Origin of the sequence: Chryseobacterium jejuense (genome assembly GCF_900100075.1) — a bacterium.
Taxonomy (GTDB): domain Bacteria; phylum Bacteroidota; class Bacteroidia; order Flavobacteriales; family Weeksellaceae; genus Chryseobacterium; species Chryseobacterium jejuense.
The window spans coordinates 92000-111035 of the sequence record NZ_FNEG01000004.1; the positions used below are offsets into that span (position 1 = coordinate 92000).

At 32.8% G+C, this 19036-nt stretch carries 16 protein-coding genes; 5 read left to right on the top strand and 11 right to left on the bottom strand.

What is annotated here, in order from left to right:
• Positions 1–110: 110 nt before the first annotated feature.
• Both BLS98_RS12840 and BLS98_RS12845 read right to left on the bottom strand, forming a co-directional pair.
• Positions 111–1994 (bottom strand): UvrD-helicase domain-containing protein, encoded by a 1884-nt coding sequence (locus BLS98_RS12840; RefSeq protein WP_167356224.1) that lies wholly within the window; start codon positions 1992–1994, stop codon positions 111–113.
• A gap of 1 nt (position 1995) precedes the next feature.
• Positions 1996–4050: an AAA family ATPase gene (locus tag BLS98_RS12845; RefSeq protein WP_089736915.1), complete on the bottom strand. Its 2055-nt coding sequence runs from the start codon at positions 4048–4050 to the stop codon at positions 1996–1998.
• 491 nt (positions 4051–4541) lie between these two features.
• On the opposite strand from BLS98_RS12845, the gene BLS98_RS12855 reads away from it, so the two are divergent.
• The gene (locus BLS98_RS12855; RefSeq protein WP_089736917.1) at positions 4542–5504 is read left to right on the top strand and encodes an alpha/beta fold hydrolase; all 963 of its coding nucleotides are present in this window, start codon (positions 4542–4544) and stop codon (positions 5502–5504) included.
• A 239-nt stretch (positions 5505–5743) separates the two neighbouring features.
• Here BLS98_RS12855 and BLS98_RS12860 read toward each other — a convergent pair whose 3' ends face one another.
• The 3 genes from BLS98_RS12860 to BLS98_RS12870 form a co-directional block, all read right to left on the bottom strand.
• Entirely contained in the window at positions 5744–6706 is a 963-nt protein-coding gene (locus BLS98_RS12860) for a beta-1,6-N-acetylglucosaminyltransferase (protein WP_228425208.1), read from the bottom strand.
• A 233-nt stretch (positions 6707–6939) separates the two neighbouring features.
• Entirely contained in the window at positions 6940–8049 is a 1110-nt protein-coding gene (locus tag BLS98_RS12865) for a serine hydrolase domain-containing protein (RefSeq protein WP_089736918.1), read from the bottom strand.
• A 358-nt stretch (positions 8050–8407) separates the two neighbouring features.
• Positions 8408–9403, bottom strand: a complete 996-nt coding sequence (locus BLS98_RS12870; protein ID WP_089737328.1) for an OmpA family protein — start codon at positions 9401–9403, stop codon at positions 8408–8410.
• Positions 9404–10134: 731 nt separating this feature from the next.
• Between BLS98_RS12870 and BLS98_RS12875 the strand changes: the two genes are divergently transcribed.
• Positions 10135–11259, top strand: coding sequence for a helix-turn-helix domain-containing protein (locus BLS98_RS12875; RefSeq protein ID WP_089736919.1), 1125 nt, complete (start codon positions 10135–10137; stop codon positions 11257–11259).
• Between the two features lie 155 nt (positions 11260–11414).
• A complete protein-coding gene (locus BLS98_RS12880; protein ID WP_089736920.1) occupies positions 11415–12467 on the top strand; it encodes a serine hydrolase domain-containing protein in 1053 nt (350 codons plus the stop codon).
• A gap of 126 nt (positions 12468–12593) precedes the next feature.
• On the opposite strand, the gene BLS98_RS12885 is transcribed toward BLS98_RS12880, so the two are convergent.
• A complete protein-coding gene (locus BLS98_RS12885; protein ID WP_089737329.1) occupies positions 12594–13679 on the bottom strand; it encodes an alpha/beta fold hydrolase in 1086 nt (361 codons plus the stop codon).
• A 347-nt stretch (positions 13680–14026) separates the two neighbouring features.
• On the opposite strand from BLS98_RS12885, the gene BLS98_RS12890 reads away from it, so the two are divergent.
• Both BLS98_RS12890 and BLS98_RS12895 read left to right on the top strand, forming a co-directional pair.
• The gene (locus BLS98_RS12890; RefSeq protein ID WP_228425210.1) at positions 14027–15079 is read left to right on the top strand and encodes a helix-turn-helix domain-containing protein; all 1053 of its coding nucleotides are present in this window, start codon (positions 14027–14029) and stop codon (positions 15077–15079) included.
• A 90-nt stretch (positions 15080–15169) separates the two neighbouring features.
• Entirely contained in the window at positions 15170–15715 is a 546-nt protein-coding gene (locus BLS98_RS12895) for a DUF3575 domain-containing protein (RefSeq protein WP_089736922.1), read from the top strand.
• Positions 15716–15912: 197 nt separating this feature from the next.
• Here the strand turns inward: BLS98_RS12895 and BLS98_RS12900 are convergent, their stop codons facing one another.
• The 5 genes from BLS98_RS12900 to BLS98_RS12920 all read right to left on the bottom strand — a co-directional run bounded on the left by BLS98_RS12900 (position 15913) and on the right by BLS98_RS12920 (position 18987).
• Positions 15913–16374, bottom strand: a complete 462-nt coding sequence (locus BLS98_RS12900; RefSeq protein ID WP_089736923.1) for a hypothetical protein — start codon at positions 16372–16374, stop codon at positions 15913–15915.
• Positions 16375–16438: 64 nt separating this feature from the next.
• Positions 16439–16930 carry a GNAT family N-acetyltransferase gene (locus tag BLS98_RS12905; RefSeq protein ID WP_089736924.1) on the bottom strand — a complete coding sequence of 164 codons (492 nt, stop codon included), beginning with the start codon at positions 16928–16930 and terminating at the stop codon, positions 16439–16441.
• 160 nt (positions 16931–17090) lie between these two features.
• Complete coding sequence (locus BLS98_RS12910; RefSeq protein ID WP_089736925.1) at positions 17091–17585, bottom strand: CinA family protein; 495 nt, start codon at positions 17583–17585, stop codon at positions 17091–17093.
• A gap of 56 nt (positions 17586–17641) precedes the next feature.
• Positions 17642–17911, bottom strand: a complete 270-nt coding sequence (locus BLS98_RS12915) for a heme oxygenase (RefSeq protein ID WP_089736926.1) — start codon at positions 17909–17911, stop codon at positions 17642–17644.
• A gap of 515 nt (positions 17912–18426) precedes the next feature.
• The gene (locus BLS98_RS12920; RefSeq protein ID WP_228425212.1) at positions 18427–18987 is read right to left on the bottom strand and encodes a helix-turn-helix domain-containing protein; all 561 of its coding nucleotides are present in this window, start codon (positions 18985–18987) and stop codon (positions 18427–18429) included.
• Between the last annotated feature and the right edge of the window lie 49 nt (positions 18988–19036).

A 19036-nucleotide genomic window follows, 5' to 3' on the forward strand; every position in this document is an offset into this window, starting at 1 on the left:
TTTGTTTTAATTGTAATAGGATATTGATTAAAGATATTTTTCATTTTCTATATTAATAATTTGTTTTTGAGTTATTTTAATTTTTCATAAGTAAGTTATTTGCAAACAATTTAAAAATCATCTAGCTTAATAACATTATTCTTACCAAACCATTTTTCAATATTATTTAATGCTAATTCTCCCATGGGAGAAAGTGCTAAAACAATTAAGTTTTCTTTTGCTCTAGAACATTCAACATAAAAAAGATTTCTAGTTCTTAGCTTTCTTTCTTCATTAACATCAGTATTATCAAAAAAACCTTCAAAATTATATCCTTCGGCTTCATTTACCCATTCTTTATCATCAATAACTGTCAATACATTTCTATACTCTTCCCCTTTTGTTCCATGTTTTGTAGAAAAAACAGTATGATTTTGTGTAAATTCAAAAAAGTTGATTATTTCCTTATAAGATAGGTCTAACAATGAATCATATAAAATTTTATTATTCACAAATCTATTCTTCTCGGGTCCATCTTCTAATTTATCAAAATCAAACCCGGCTTGTTCGATAAACTTTTTAACAGCGTCAGATCTTCTTATCAATTTTCTACTTTCAACAAATTCCATAACATCTTTTACAGATTTAGTTTCTCTAATTATTATTAACTCATCTAAAATATCAGTTATGATTTTTTTATGCTTATGCTCTAAATATCCATCAACAAATAAAGAGCTATATCTTTTAAGAAAGCGCAACACTTCATTATAATTATATTCCTCCCAAAACTTCACCAAATGCTCAACTCCCGTTTCTCTTTCCTGAGATATTTTTTTATCAGTATAGCCTACAAAATATTGAATTAAGGCATTTTTCCTTTTATTTAATTCATCCCCAACACTTCTATTATATCTTCTACTATAAATTCTGTATAAATTAGAGAAACCATTTCGTTTAGCAACAGCACTATTGACTAATACTAATATTTTGTCATTTTTTTTATTATCTTGTTTATCAAAAATCCAATTTTCTCTAGTTAATAATAAATTCACAACTTTATCAAAATTTTCTTTTTTTTGTAAATCAATCTCTTTGTTATAAGCAGATCGGCTTTCATCATCTACTTCCCTATTATTTCTATTAATTCTCGTTCTAATTGGCCTATATTCACAATAAATAAATTTTGCACTTCCTTGAACATCAGTTTGAGCCTTTTGTTCTATATTAGTTCTGAATTTATTTAATAGATTTATCACTGCTATAGAGGAACGATAATTCTCTTCCTTTTTTACCAAATATAGCTTCTGAGAATCAGTATGAATATAATTAGTTAAATCACCAACACCATTATTGTAAATCTTTTGATGAGAATCCCCATAGAAGCCTAAAGTAATTTTATTTTTATTATTTTCGAGCAATGAGTCTACTAATGCGTTAATCGTTTCTTTTGCGGTATCCTGATATTCATCAATTAGTAAATAAGGAAATTTTTGTGATAAAATATTAGTGAGTAGTGGATAAGCACAAAACATCATTTTTGATAAAACAATAACGTCATCATGATGAAGTTGACCGTTTTCAAAGTCTCTAAATGCTGTATCATTATAAAAAACTGAATCAATTTTATTTAGTCTATCTATTAAATTTGGGATATACCGTGACTCATCTATATCTGAATCTATATCTATTTGATATCTAATTTCATTTAACTTACATAATTCAATTTTCAGCTGCTTTTCATATGACTTTATACAATCCCATAAAAATTCATGAATAGTTGAAACTATTACTAATGGATGATTCTCTAAACGTTCAATAATCTCATTCTTGGCAACATTAGTGTAGGTTATACAAACTATTTTTTGATGATTATATTTTAAATCTTCACCTTTATTTTCAAGCAAATAATTCAGTGTTTGAATTAGAGTATAAGTTTTTCCTGAACCTGCACCAGCTTCTAGTACAAAACTTTTTTTATTATCAATATTCTCTATAATTTGTTCTATTGCTGTCATTTCATTCATCTTTTTCTAACCATTCTAAACCTTCCCCTATATATTTAGGAACATTCCAACTTATGTCTTCAATTCCAGCTTTAAAAGTCATCAGATCAAATGCAAATTGTGATTTCTCCCCTTTTTGAGGAGATAAATTATATAAATCTGATGTTTCTTCAAAGTTTATATTTTTTAACAACTCAAATTTCGATTTCACTTGAATCTCAATTAATGTATTTTCTTCATTAAGATCATTATATTTACTTTTAAAAAAAATTAAATTTCGATTGATTATAGCTTCTTCTAAACTTCTAGCTGTATATTGATTTTCAGCATTTTCAGCAATTTGATAACAGACCCGAATAAATTCCCCATCAAATTTCTCTTCTACTCTTGTTGAAATTAAATCTACAATTGAATCTTTTTTAGGTATCCAATTTTTTAAAGTACTATTTGATGTAACGGAATTTGGTGTATTTACTCTACAAGCTTTTCTATTATTATCCAATTGGACAGAGTCAATATCTGTTATGACTAAGGTTTTAACTTTTATAAAATTTAGTAACTCTTTAAATTTATGAGTATATGCTCCACCTACTTCTAAAATTGATATGTACTTCTTATTTAGTTCAGGTGCTACTTTATTAATCATGATAGGTAAAAGCATTTTCTCAGTAATGCCTTCTACCATAATAACTTTATCAGCAAAAAAAATATCACATTTATGAAGATTAAGATATTGTTTTAAAAAGCGAAATGTTTCAGTATCACTTTTTTTATGTTTGAAGTTATTAAAATCATTTACCTCAAGATTACCATTAATTTTATTAAAATATCTAATTCTATCAAAGCCTTTTTTTAGATCAATCCCGGCTTCCGCTATAATATGAGATGAATGTGTTGTAATTATAAGCTGAATATTGATACCATTCGACTTAGCGTTATTAATTTTATTTGTAATCTGTTTAATAAAGACCTGTTGCATTTGAGGATGCATATGTGCTTCAGGTTCCTCAATCAAAATAGTCAAAAACTCAGATTTTTTTTCTTCACTTGCATTTTTAAATCTTTCAATAAAACTCGTCAACTCTAATACCATGAAAATAAGATTGCTATAACCTAATCCATTATAACTCTCAGGCAGGTTAATATCATCATGTTTATAATAATATTTAATATTATTTTTTATTACAGCCTCTGAATTAAACTCTGAATCGATTTCTATTTTAGGAATCGATATTGGTGTTGAAGCTCCAAAATGATTCAAATCACTTATTACATCTTTAAGTACTTTTTCATATTCATTTTTTAAGTCAACAGATACTTTTGTTAAAGTATCTTCGAGCCTTTTAACATCTTCTTTAGTTTTATCTCTTTCTCGATAGTAATGAGAAAACCCAGTAGCTAATGTTTTATTTTTATCCGATTTTGTATCATCTAAAGTTCTGGAGGCTTTGATATCTTCAAATGAAACAACTTTTTCAATTTTAGATTTAAAATTTAAACCAATGTCTTTTTTAAAATTTGAATTTTTATCAATGGCATAACATGTAAGTTGATAATATTTTTTCAGATTCTCTTTTAACCAAGAAATTAATTCTATTTCTTTTCTTTCTCTATTTAAAAAAGAAGAGAATAAACCTAATGAATTAATAGATTCAAAACTTATTAAAACAGTTGCATCATTTCTTTCTTCATTCAAATCTGTTATAAATTCACTTAAATTAATAAGGCAATCTGTTTCTATATCATATTCAAATTCAATAAATAATTGAACCTTGGGAGTCTGATTTTGAATTATTTTTTGAAAAAATTCCTTTCTCCTCTCTGAAATTTCGTTAAAGTCAACTCTATTAATAAAATTAACTATCTTTTTAAATTTCAAATAGCTACTTAAAGAAAAATCCTCAAAGGAAATTTCCTGAGAAGCTTTTGTAAAAATATTAATCGCTTCAAATAGTGAAGTTTTACCAGTATTGTTTTTACCAACTATAAGGGTAATATCATCTTCAATATTGACAGAAAAATTATCGAGAAGCCTAAAGTTTCTCACTTGTATTTGTTTAATTCTCATCTCTTCATCAGTTAATTAGTTTAGAAGCTAATATATTAGATTCTTAAGCAATAATAAATATATTTTTTATATTCTTTTTATGGTTTTCCGTAAGCTTATTACACAACAAAAAATCAAAACAAAAAAATCCCAGCTTCCGTTGGGATTTTTAAGTAAAACAACCTACAACCCTCTATTATTGGAGGATTTACCTTATTTCTCACAAGCCCCACTCTACGGTTTTGCGCCTTCCCTTCTTCAGAACTATTATCTGCAATCGGTTTTTTGCTGCCGAAGCCCTATGCTGAAAACCTTGATTTATCTATACTCACCTTCTCTAAACCTCTGACTTTGAAGCAAGTTTAAAGGAAATAATCTTATTTACCAGCTCAAAGTCGGGAGATTTTGCGCAGCAGAAGGTAATAGATCTAATTTATTTTTGACTGCTGACACACTGCTGTCACGTTGCTGCTGTAAGTTTGCATCATTAATTAATCTTTAAAAGAATAAAAATGACAAACGAAATTAGCTCAGTATTTAACTCAACCCATTTTCCCAATCCCACTCTTATTTCAGTCAATGGTGTAGAACTGGAAGTCTTTGAAGCAGGTAAAGAGAATGCTGGAAAACCTATTGTACTCTGCCACGGCTTTCCGGAACATGCTTTTTCCTGGCGTCATCAGGTGTCAGCATTGGTTGCAGCTGGGTATCATGTCATCATTCCAAATCAGAGAGGTTATGGGAACTCATCCAGCCCGACCGAAGTTACGGAATATGATATTGCACACCTGACAGGTGACCTGGTCGCACTACTCGATTACTTTGGATATGAAGATGCCACTTTTGTTGGTCACGATTGGGGAGCCAATGTTGTTTGGAACCTGGCACTATTGCATCCTAAGAGGGTAAATAAAATAATAAATCTGGCTTTGCCTTATCAAGAGCGTGGAGAACAACCATGGATTGAGTTGATGGAAGCCATATTTGGAGGAGACTTCTATTTTGTTCACTTCAATCGACAAGCAGGAGTAGCAGATGCTATAATGAATGAAAACACCGCTCAGTTCCTCCGCAATATATTCCGCAAAAATGTACCTCCAACACCGCCAGAGCCCGGAATGCTAATGATTAATCTTGCAAGAGCAGAAAATCCACCGGGGGAACCCTTAATGGAAGACAACGAACTATCCGTATTTGTTTCTGCTTTCGAATCATCAGGGTTTACAGGAAGTATAAATTGGTACAGAAACCTTGATAGAAACTGGCACTTAATGGCGGATGTACCCCCAATCATTCATCAACCAACTCTTATGATATATGGTGAACAGGATACGATTCCCAAATCCGAAAACCTAAAAAACATTGTTCCTAATCTGGATATTGTGAGTCTGGATTGTGGCCATTGGATTCAACAAGAAAAGCCAGAAGAAGCTACCCAATCAATTTTAAAATGGTTAGAACAACAGAATGCTTAACAAGGAAGTAGAAACATATTGTCCTCAAAGCCAACAAGTCTAACCTTCCTTCAATAAGTTGGTACGAAGCTGCTCTCCGAAGTCTCCCGACTTCGGAGCAAGCTTAAAGGAAATCATCTTATGTACCAGCTCAAAGTCTGAAGACTTTGCGCAGCAGAAATGTCCCTGTTTTTACCGGCAATAAAAAAACCTCTATCAATTTTGATAAAGGTTTTTTTATTAGAATTTCAATACTCTTTTTAGTTGAGATGATTAAAATTTCTGTCCATATTTTTCACGTGGGTTATTTTTACTGATGTTTTAAAAGGCTCATCATAATTCATCTTGATATAATCAATTATTTTATTGTCAACATTATCGTCGAACTTCCTGGCAAAAAGATGATTTCCTGTTTGGAGAAAGCTTATATCTGTTTTGGTGAATGTTTTAGGACGTAATTTGATGTCTCCGTCAGGAATCCAGATAATTGCTCTTTTGTCATCATTCACTAAAGTACCTGTAAATGAAGTATTCATTAAAACAGTTTGAAAGAAAGATTCATCAGCAATGAGTGTATTTAAATAATAGTCTTCAAATTTTTTAACCTCAGCATTGTTATTGATAAATTCACAACAATCTCTCGTCAAAATCATCCATTGTCCTCCGATATAAGGTATGACACCTTTCATAAAACCTCTTTTATGGGTTTTGTCAGAAATGCGATCTTCCAATTCTTCAAAATAATTCTCAATTCTGTTCATCGTTTCAGGCCTTATTTTTTCCTGATTATCAATTTTAATATAACTGTTCCCATTATTTTTCGATAAAAACTCTTTGATGATTTTTTGTGATTTTAACGGATAATCCTGCCCGCTTAGGTTGATAAAATAATCCCATTTTGCATCCATGCTCAACAGGTATTTTATACCATCCAACTCAGCCTGAACCATACTGTATCCTCCCCAAATAACATTTTCACTGTTTAAGATATGTACGTTCGGATATTGTTTTAAAAAATCCTTTACATCTTTACCAATTTCCTGATTGGCTTTTTTGTCAATATGAATAAGGTAGAAATTAGTAGAATCGTAGATGGCTTTAAAAAGCTTCTTAAATTGATTCGGTAAGCGATGTACTAAAATTAAGTATGCTATACTAATTGATTTCATTGGAGTTTCACCAATTCTATGTCCGTCGCTTTCGCTTACATAAACACTTTTCATTTTATTTAATTTAAAAATTACTAATGTTTACAACTTATTTTATAAAGTATTAATAGACATTTTTATAAATATACGAAATTTAAACTGTTTTTATTATAAATAATAAAATAAAAAAACTCAACCCACTGAAGCCTTGTATTGCGAATGAACGGATTAATAAAATTTGAAGGATTATTGATAAAATATGGCATCTTCGTAAATAAGGAACGCGATGCGACGGTTTACATTAGTTTTTACTGAAGTAATATCCCTATAATTTCCTCATACAATGCCCGTAACTGTTCCTCTTTTACAGCATCGATAAGCGTTCCCGTGTTTGTACACAGGACGACGCTGGTATTTTTGGAAGGAAAATAAAAAGCATAGGCACCGGCTCCTACACCACTCCCCTCGTGGCCCATTGCCTGTAAGCCACCATTGGTTTTATAAAAATGTAGCCCTAAGCCGTATGTAGGTGTACCTTGATCATTAACCGCAATCTTCATTTCTTCCAACGATGTAGGCGACAGTACGGTTTTGTCATGGAGCAGCTTGTAGTAAAATCCAGCGATATCCTGAACGGAAGCCACAATACCATCATCGCCAATAAAAGTAAGCACTGTACCTAATTGCAACTCACTCATATCGGTAAAAGTACCGTCTATTTGTAGATAGTTAGCCGTTGTCCCTACGGGAGCCATAGTGCTTGCCGAGCCCGCTATATAATAGGTATTGGAAAGTCCGATGGCGTTAATTATTTTGTCTGTAATATACTTTCGATGCCCGTTTGGCGTCACACGATCAATAATAAGAGCCAGCAGGTGATAATTTATATTGCAATAACCAAATGAGGTACCGGGTGCAAATTTTGCGGGTTGATTGTATACATAGCTCAATACCTTTTCGCTCGTCATAGGCAACGGCCCTGCAACCACATCGTCTAAAAACTGACCGCTATCTAAATAATCAGGAAGACCTGATGTCATCGTAAGCAGCTGCCTTACTGTAATGATATTTCCGTTGGGTAGATGATTACAAATGCTAGGAAGATAGGTGTTTACTTTGGCATCGAGATTAATTTTGCCCTCCTCCTTCAGCTTTAGGACAGCAACTGCGGTAAAGGTTTTTGAAATACTCTGCATATAATGAAGTGCAGAAGCGGCCATCGGCTTTTCTTTAATTACCGCGTCCCCTGCCACCAGAGTATAATTCCCGGAAGCTGTCTTTACACTAAGGCTTAAGCCTGGGAAGTTGGACAAAGCTGCATTAAGTTTTTGCTGTACCTGCGCTTTTCTATCAGGTGAATCGTCATGGCTGCATGAGGTCATAAAAATAATAACAGCTAGTAATAAAAACTTTTTCATACCATGTAATTTGAATTATTTACATGCAAAATTCATCTAAGAAAATTGAGAAGAGGTTTCAAAAGCTTAAAAGTGTATAAATTGGTACTTATTTACTGGTATTTTTATATTCGTTTGGGGTCTTTTTAAAGTAAAGCCCTATTCTAATCCTATCGTCAGCCCTCCGAAGTCTCCTGACTTTGGAGCAAGTTTGAAGAAAACGATCTTATTTTACTAGCTCAAAGTCGGGAGACTTTGCGCAGCGGAGTTCAACGTCAGAAGTCTTCGCACAGCAGAAATTAAAACAAAAAAAGCCCAGCTTTCGTTGGGATTTTTTAAGCAAAACAACTTACAGTTTTCTATAACTGTAGGATTTACCTTATCTTTTCACCAGCTCTACTCTACGGTTTTGCGCCTTCCCTTCTTCAGAACTATTATCTGCAATCGGGTTTTTGCTGCCGAAGCCTTCTGCTGAAAGTCTTACTTTATCGATACCTGAAGTAGCTATCGCATTCAATACTGCTGTAGCACGATCTTTTGAGAGTTGGACATTATGGGCATCATTTCCGCTGTTATCTGTATATCCGTTAATGGCTAATTTTAGATGGCTGTCGCTTTTCAGGACTTTTGTGATTTCATCTACGGCTGTTTTGCCATCGGGTTGTAAGCTTGCTTTGTCTGTATCAAAATTAATATGCAATACAGCTTTGCCTTTTGCATCCAATTCTTTTTTTATTTCATCAGATTTTAATATCGAAATCGTTTGCTCAAACGGTGCTTTCTGTAGAATTTGTATGGCTCCGGTCGCCGTATTTCCATAGAGCTGAATATAAATATCATCGCCATTGGGTCTTCTTATGACATATACTTTTACGGGTTCATTCCAATAATCTATAGAGCCTTCCTCTCCAAAGTATTTGGCCTCTGGTGTTATTCTGTCAAGCTCTTGCTGAGAAACTTTACCATCAAATATTTTTACACCGCCCACTTTTGCAATGGCATCATCATAACTTTTCAAAAAATAAGGCAATGACCACTCTTCTGTATTACTTTTCCCGTTTACTACGTACGTTTTCCATATTTTTCCTTCTATTGGTGTCATTACGCCTTTAAGTGGAAAAAACAGCATATCATAGCTTCTTTGTACCGGTTTATTTTGGAAGTCCAACCCTTTGGGAAAACTGAAAAAGGGCAATTCACCCACTTCAGCATTGGACACCGGTATGGAATTGATATCAAATTGAGTAGCTCCTCCCGGAGATTTTTCTGCGGCTCTGCCATCTTCTATGGCAACAGTATCTGTTTTTTGTTCAGTTTTTTTGTTACAGGCAGCAAATAAAGCGCCTATTGATAGAATAATCAGTGTCTTCTTCATTGTAATAAATTTAGGTTTTTGGTATTTAATTTTTTTCAAATAGTGAGCAATAAGACAGCTCGAATTCTTCTTCATCAAAATCGTTCTGTATATTTTCTATACTATTTTTTTTTTGCAGCACTAACTTACAAATAAAATGCGAATGGGAAAGTACCTAGATTTAAGGATTTTAGCGATTAAAAGATAATGTACGGATATTTTTTTGACGCAATGTTTTTATTTTTGAAACTGCTGATTTTTAAGAGAGCAAAGAAAAAATCAACTTTGTTGATTCGTCGAAGCGTATGGATAAATAGACCTCTTCCTGTTCCCTAGCTCTCCGAAGTCTCCTGACTTTGGAGCACTTTAAAAGAAATGATTTTATTTTACCAGCTCAAAATGGGGAGACTTTGCATAGCAGACCGGCATCAGAATACTAACACTGTTTAATTTTTTTTATTAAGTCACAAAAGATTTTTTAAACACTGAAGCTATTTAAGTTATATACGTTGTGTATAACAAGTACACTGAAGTTTTTCTGAAAATCAAAGATTTTCATCTTATGTGAACTTAATTATGCGGTATTTCTTTAAACTTTCTAAAGTGTACTAAGGTGTTAAAAAAATAAAAACTTTTGTGACTTTTGTGGTTAAGTTTAAACACACCAAAAAATTCATTGCGTAGCAGAAACATTCTTATCAACAAAATCTATTTTTCTTTATCACTTATATCCTATTTTTGTAAAAAAACTAATGGACAAATTAAGTTTTCTGGAAGTTATAGCTGCGATTGCTGTTTTTGTATCGCTGCTGCTTTCCGTGTTTTTATTAACGGTAAAAACAGAAAGAAAACTGGAAAGCAGATTATTTGCAGCATTCCTTATCATTAATGCCATTGATATCAGCGGAATTTTCATGCATCTTTTTGTGGAGAGTTATAATCTGAAAGCTTTCAAAATATCTGCTTACTTATTGGTAATGCCTCTTTTCTATCTGTATGTAAATGCCGTTTGTTATTCTGATTTTATATTAAAAAGAAAGCATTTACTGCATCTTATTCCTTTCATTGTTGCCAATTTAATTTTAGTTCCAAGACTTTATCTGACAGAAGGTGCTGCTAAAGAAGATTTCTTTACAACGATGTGGCAATCCCCTGAAATGATTGTGTATCAGCTCATCGGGGAGCTGCAGTTTTTCTTTTATATCGTTGGTGTATTCATAATCCTCAAAAAATACAAAAAGATTTATCTTGAAAACTACACAAATCCCAACACCTTGTTATACCAATGGCTGTTTCAGCTTACCCTCATTTTCTTATTCATCCATGTATGTATTATTTTTAAAAATATCATACGATATACGGCATACAACGATCTGTTTATCTGGATCCATATTGTAGCGGGAGCTTCCTTTTTATTGGCTGCCTGCTGGTTTATCTTAAAGGCATTAAATTATCCTGAGCTTTTTCGCAGAATTGATTCTACCTTACAACCGACAGAAGATTTTGCTGAAACATTAGAAACTGAACATAAAACCGACGAAACAAAAAGTTCTCAGATCGAACAGCTTAGAAAATTCATGGTTGAAAAAGAACCTTTCCTGGAACCTTCATTAACGATTCAGGAATTGGCAGATCAGGTGAATATTCCTGTTCGGGAGTTGTCTGTTTTAATTAACCATCACCTCAATCAGCACTTTTTTGATTTTGTGAATGAATACCGCATTAAAAAAGCAATGACGATTCTGAAAGATCCCACGAAAAAAGAATATACAGTGCTGGAAATCTTATACGAAGTAGGTTTCAATTCAAAATCTTCTTTTCATACCTCTTTTAAAAAATATACGAATCAAACGCCAACCGCATTCAGAAACAGTTGATAATTAATCAATTGTAAATAATCGAACTTTGAATTGTAAAAAATCAGACTCATTTCATTCATGAAAATGAGTCCGACTTTTTTATACGGACTTTTTTCAAGATTCTCTACCGCATATTTGCATCAGATTATGACTATCAAATAAAAATTCTGACCATGAAATATGTAACCCTTATTTTATTTTTTGCCTTACTTGGCTGTAAAAGTGTTCAACAAGCAGACAAACAAAATGTTGAAAATGCGATTACAAAAAATGCTCTTCAGTTATTAGAGGACAAAAGATTTCATTCTGTTTCTATTTCAGTTCTTAAAGATGGAAAATCAACGACAAAGCATTTTGGAGAATTAACGATTGGAAAAGGAAACAAACCCAACGATTCTACACTTTATGAACTAGCTTCTGTAACCAAAACCTTTACAGGTTATGTTGCCGCTAAAGCCGTACTTGATCAAAAAATACATTTAGAGGATGATATCAGAATCTATCTTAATGAACATTATCCCAATTTAGAATATAAAGGTGAACCTATCAAAATAAAGCACCTCATCACCCATACCAGTGGATTTCCTAATTTTCCTATAAAAAGCGAAAATAAAAAGGCTTTTTTTGAAGGATTAAAACTCATCAAGATTGAAACGAAACCCGGAGAAAGATATTCTTATTCAAACACGGCTCCGGAGCTGACCGCCTATATCCTTGAAAAAGTGTATCAAAAACCTTTTGAGGAACTAGTCACTGAATTTATTTTGAAGCCCAATACCATGAATCAAACCAGGTTTACACTCACTGAAAATGACAGAACAAGACTGGTAAAAGGCTACAACAATAAAAACGAGTTAATGCCCAACTTCAACAGAACTTTATGGGGCGGAATTTCAGGACTGCACTCTACAACTACGGATTTGGTGAAATATATGAAACTGCAGCTTGCCCCATCCAATCCTATTGTCAGCGAATCTCATAAAAAACTATACAAAGAAGGTTCTGATTTCTGGGAAGGTTATCATTGGTACATTATAGAAAATGATCATCAATTAATGTATAGACATCACGGTGGTATCTACGGAATGCAGAATTGGTTTGTCATTTATCCTAAACAAAATATGGGAATATCCATACTCACCAACACCAGCTTTAATGAAACAGGAGAAATTTTAGAAAAAGTAGTGGATAACTTGTTTGATGACATCATGAAAACTAAGAAATAAACAGTACATAAACAGCGGTTTGTGAAAATGGATCACTTATGTTCCAACCGACAAGCTCACAAAAAGCGTATTAAGGTGCGCTTTTTTCGTTTAAAACAATTCAAAAAAAACAATTAACGGTAATTTTCATTTGATCAGCTTGTTATTTAATAAGAATGTTTTAATGTCATTCACTACTTCATTCGGACGTTCGTCTTTTACGCCATGCCAAGTATTTTCATACACCTTGTGAACAATAAAAGGTTTGTGTTCATTCGTAAGTTGATCATTTTCTTCTTTAAAATCGAACCAATCATTTTTACTGACAGGGTCTAAAATAAGCAAAGGTGTATTCAGATTTCTATAAATAATTTTAGGGTTTAGCTGGTGTGTTGAAGCTCCAAAAGCAGTTTTAGAGGTAAAAGGAGTGTAAATAATGGCGATATTTTCTTCTGCTGAATTTTCGCCGGTAAGTTCTTCTGCACCTGGGTTTATTTCATATTTGCCATTTGCGTTTTTCTTGATCCGGGCATAAGAAGTGAAAATTTCCTTTTTTAATTTTTCATTGTCTTTCCCTTTTATTCCCCAATTGTTATACATCAACCAATACGCATCAAACTCGTTATCAAAAACCACTGTTTTTTTGTTGGTATAATATTGTTGGGTTTCTTCAATGTCTTTCGCAATATGAGCTGCTTTTGCCTGAAAATCCCAAGCAACAGAACCACCATCTTCCAAAATAAGAGCCTGAACCATCTCCGGATAAGCATCATAAAATGCAGAACTTATGGTTCCTCCTCTTGACCAGCCTCCGATAATTGCCTTTTTGATTTTCATTGTATCTAAAAGAAATTTAATATCATCTGCAACGTGATAAATAGACAAGTTTTTTTGAGAAATAGGCGTAAATCCATGACCGTAGTAATCAATGGCAATAACATGCAAATTCATTTTTACCAATTGATCTATTATTTCGTATAATTCATATCCATTGCTATATGTTCCTGGAATCCAAACAAGTGTTGGGTCTTTTTTATTCCCCCACTCCAAATAATGCATATTTACATTATTGGTTTGAATATAATTGCCGTGTTGTTTTTCGTATTTCTCGAATTCTGGTTTTAAACTTTGGAACAAATTCCGTTGTGCTATGGAATCTGCGGAAACATTTGTTTGTGCTTTTGCGGATAAATACACAATGAAAGCAAGCAATAGAATGATACTTTTTTTCATAATTCGCATGTTTTTACTTTGGTTTGATTTGTAGTATTTACGATGGTTATTTTCCGATACATAAACGATACGACTTGTATGGCAATCGTTTATGTTTCACAGTCACAATATAGTAAATTTATTAAGTATCATAACACTGGTTTCATTGTTCACTTCATTTTTTCTTGTACTGTTTTCCATATGAAAGAACTATCTTTAAACCATGATATACTCTACCCAATCTTTACAACACCTTTTATAAAAAATTGATCTATACAACACTTTTAAATATTGCAATTTTCCAGGGAATCGTCTTAGGCGCGGTTATTTTAAAATCTTCCTTATTCAGTAGTCAATCAAATAAGTATTTGGCCTACTTACTATTTGCACTTTCCATGGTTTTACTGAATTATGTTTTTGAAATTGAAGGTACATTTAAGTCCTATCCCTTGCTACGTTTTCTGGATTATATTGAGTGGATATTTTTACTTCCCGTCTTCATCTTCCTTTTTATAATAAACCGAATTGATGATACGGTAAAGAACAGACAAAGAGCTTATTTGTATTACATTCCGTTCGTCTATTCCTCTACTTTTGTTATTATATACCATCTTAATGATATTTTAGGGATTTATAAAATCACAGATTCCGGAATTTTCATCATCAATATACTTACGCTGATTCAGCTTTTATTTGCCTTTATCATCATCCTGTTTCCCCCTTTTTACTCTTATTTTATGATAAGGCACTTAAAAGATCCACAAGAGAAAAAATGGGTAATTATCTTATTAACCGCGCTCTATTTATTATTATTTACCTGGCTAATTACATATATGGTTGGCTTCTTTTTTGGAATAGACATTTCCTCTACCATGAGTGGACTGGCTTTATTGGCAACATTTATCATGCACTGGACAGCTTATATAGGTATTTACAAATACAAGCTTGCCAAAAACAAAGATGCGGTCTACCATTTTCTAAACAACGATTTGGTTATTATACATCCCGATCTGCAAGTTGCAGAAAATAGTATAACGCAAGAAAATAACACTACCGAAGAATCCAGAGAATCTATAACGGCTGACAATCTTTATTTTCAAAAACTGGAACACCTTTGCAAAGACGAGCACATTTATACAGACAGTACCTTAAACAGAGAAAAAGTAGCTGAAAAATTAGGCATAAGCGCTGGATATGTTTCACAAATTGTAAATACAATAACGGGAGACAATTTTGCTCATTATATCAATCAATATCGGGTGGAGGCAGTCAAGAAAATGATATCAGATCCGGAATATGACAACTATAATCTACTGACAATGGGACTAGAAGCTGGGTTTACTTCGAAAACAACTTTTTTTAAAGCCTTTAAAAAAGTTACCGGTCAGACTCCCAATGAGTATAAAAACACCATCAAATAAGTACCATTTTCTCCATTTTTAAGCTTTTGAAACCTGTTCTAATTTGAATTATTTGAGTTTTGCACTTACATAATTCAAATTACGTTATTCATGAAAAAGAACTTTTTACTCGCAACTATTCTGTTTGCTTTTTATTCTGTTAATGCTCAAAACAACCAAACGAATGGAGATCCACAAGAGAAAAAAAATGAAATTAAACTGAATCTAATTGCCCCGTTATACGGTGCTGTGGAAGTAGCTTTTGAACGACATCTCAGCAAACATTCATCGCTGGGGATCTCTACATTTATTGTTTATGATCATACAAAGGAGAAGGACATGAATTACAACATCTCCCCGTATTACAGATATTATTTTGGAAAAAAATATGCTTCCGGTTTTTTTCTCGAAGGATTTGGAATGTTCACTTCCATTGATGGGAAAAAAATATACGCAGCAGACAACGTGACATTCACTGAGAATAAAGATGTTTATGATCTTGCCTTGGGTGCCGGTCTTGGTTGGAAGTTAGTCACAAAAAAGGGTTTTCTTGTTGAAGCCAACGCAGGCTACGGAAAACTTATGTTCAATGCAAACAAAACAGATCATAACGTGGTGGCTAAGTTTGGATTGAATATTGGCTATCGATTCAAATAATAGCATAAGAAGGAAATGATGTGAGGATCAGAAGAAGGAATTAGATTGATGGCTGACCATTACGAAAGACTTTATTGTAAAAGGAAGAGCCCAACAGTATGTGCAATCAAACAATAGCTTCTGATCCCATTATTTCAAGCCTTTTCAAAAACAGTAATGGTGTAAACCAAATTTCTGCTATATTTTCACACCAAATTCTAAGTAAGCTGGTTACGAACTTCCCAGTATCCTTTTGTATATAATTCGGGATTGATTCTGGTTTCTATTAGTAATAAGATTCTTGTGAATTGAGGTTCGAGATAGTAACTTTTGTTCAAATTCAGCTTTCCGCCGGAATAATAAATGGTAACCGTTGGTGTTTTATATTTTCCAAGTCTCACCATATCAACCTTTGTAATATCAGTCCAGGAAATAGAATACCTCTTAAAACCACCCACAAAACGGATTTCACTATTCGAAATAATAAGTTTTTGACGGGAGTATAGAAACATGGAAACAGCAATGAAGAAAATCACAGGAGCTAAAAAAGGCAACCATCCTCCATTTTTTATCATGAGAACGTTAATTCCTAATGCAAATACTAAAAGACTTACTATCCGATAGGTTATTTTCTGCCATTGTGGTGCTGCAAACACTTCTTCAGTGATTAATTCTCCCATACTGTAAATATCTGTTTCCTTCAAACGTCTGCTATAAATTACAAACCAAATAGTTAGAATAAAATCACCTTAGTTCATATTCAATTTCGTCATCATCCGTCTCTTTCACTTTTACAAAATTAAGCCGTTCGAGAAGTTTAACGGCAGCTCCGTTTTGTTGACTTGTTGCAGCCCAGATTCGCTCTAATTTCATTTGATTTACTCCAAAATCAATGGCCAGTAACATTCCCTCTGTCATATATCCCTGTCCATAATATTTTGATAATAAAACACAGCCTAATTCGCCTTCTCCTTTATCCAACCCACGGTAATAGCCACAAGTTCCAACAATGTTATGGGTTGCATTATCTACAATTCCCCAATGAATAGAATTTCCATCCCTATAATCCTGATTGATTTTTGCCTGCATTTCAGCTGCCTGCTGAACGGTTTTCGCCTGAACAGCATCATAAAATGAAATCTCTACAAGATCATCCAGATCTGTATCCAGAATTTGTCTTAAGGATACTCTCCTGCCCTTTACATTTGGGAAATTGTGGTGTTGAAATAGGTTCATGGTTTGTTAAATTATAGTTTTCTGAAAAATAAGCTTTATCATCATATAATCTTTCCCGTCAACTATATCTGATCTCTGATTTGATAAAGGTAATGATATAATCAAATATACCCGCTACATTGTAAGACCTATTTTTGCAGGGTATGGATAGTGGCATGTCTTAAATCAATATTTGATTAAGCGCACTTTTATAACACCCTAAAATAAATTCGGTATAATATAACTGTGCATCTAATGCCTGAGTCTTATCATGAAGTTCTATGCGCTTGGAAAGCACGATCTCTCCCTTATAACTGAATGAGCAGAATGAATACACTTTAAATCCTGAATTTCTTACAGATGCCGCATATCCCGTAGAAGCAATTCCCCAATCTGTTCCAAATGATTCGGCGACCTTTACAGCCATTGTATCTGCCATTTTTTGGGTTTCAAAACCATTTTCCTGAGCTTCAATTCTATTGATATCTAAAAAATTAACTTTTTCAGGTATTGTAAACGTTGTGATCCCTCCTTTGTAAAACAGTTTTGCATTAGGCATCTGGGAAAAGGCCAACTGTATTAATCCCGAGGTTACACTTTCTGCTATAGAAACCGTTTCATTCATTGTAATGAGTGAATTACTGATATAATCAAGTAAACTTTGCTGAAATTTCATGATACCTATTATTTAATGTTTATTTAAAAAACTTTTTACGCTGCCGAAATCAATGTTCAGATAACGTCATAATCATTCATGGTTGTTACAAAATAATGCTCAATCATTTCCTTGGCATCTCTGCACATGGACAAAAGCTCTTCTCTGGTCATATCTTCAAAAATAAAATCATCATGAACTTCGATAATGAATTCAGTCACTTTTTCTGTGTTCATCAGATCATAAGTCATTAAATCATTTAAATTATCTAATCTACATTCTTCCTTAAAAAAAGGAAGCTTCCTGGAAATGGAATTCTTAAACTGAAAAAGATGTATTTTTTTCATGACTTTCGGTGTTGAATTAATAGTAAAAACAGTCTGTTTTGTAGGTGAAAAAATTGCTTACCCATTTATATTCAGACAGACTCTTTTTTGTGGGCACAGTTGATGAAATTCATTATATATCATCACATCAACATGGATAAAAAGGACAGAAACCATAGGTTCCTATCCTTAATTAATTAAAACCTTCTGAAAACAGATCTACTATTTTATTGGGATTTTAATATGCTCATTATCAAAGTTGAGAATCCTTCAGCTTATTAATTTTATCATGGTGTATATTGGCTTTTTCCAGTCTTTTTTTACTACTACGATGTTTTCAAATACCGGAGAACAGCATTTTGTATGATGCATACTTTCAACTGCTCACTCTATTTTCCAGTCTAAAAATTGCACTATTTATGGTGATATAAACTTTATGGATTGGGTAAATTCCTGATTATTATACTACAAAGATGGCCGTTTCAGTATATACTTAAGCTATATATATCCGGAATAATCTTACATATATCACACATTTATAAGTCTTCCAGATTTCCAAGACGTTTTTGTTTCAACTGTTTGTAAAATGAAGGAGAAAGCCCGGTGATCTTTTTAAATTGGTTAGAAAGATGGGCTACACTGCTGTAATTGAGTTTATAAGAGATTTCTGTAAGATTGAGTTCATCATATAACAGTAATTCTTTTACCTTTTCTACTTTATTTATAATGATAAAATGCTGGAGTGTCATTCCTTTCACTTCAGAAAAGGTATTGGCCAGATAAGTATAATCATATCCTAATTTTTCACTTACATAATCTGAGAAATTTTCTTTTGGGAGTTCATCTGAATAATGAATCATTTCTATGACTACATTTTTTATTTTTTCTATCAGGATGCTTTTTTTATCATCTAATACTTCAAGCCCTGTTTTAAGTAAATTTTCTTTCAGAATTTGTCTTAGTTCTACGCTGATATCATCCAACAATTCTACAGTTCCCAAATCTACAATAGCATTTTTAATGCCCAACCTTTCCAGTTCCTGATGGACAACCATTTTGCAGCGCAAACTTACCATATATTTTATGTACAACTTCATCTCCCTTACTGTTTATACCTGCCAATTATTTCATTAACAGTTATTTACC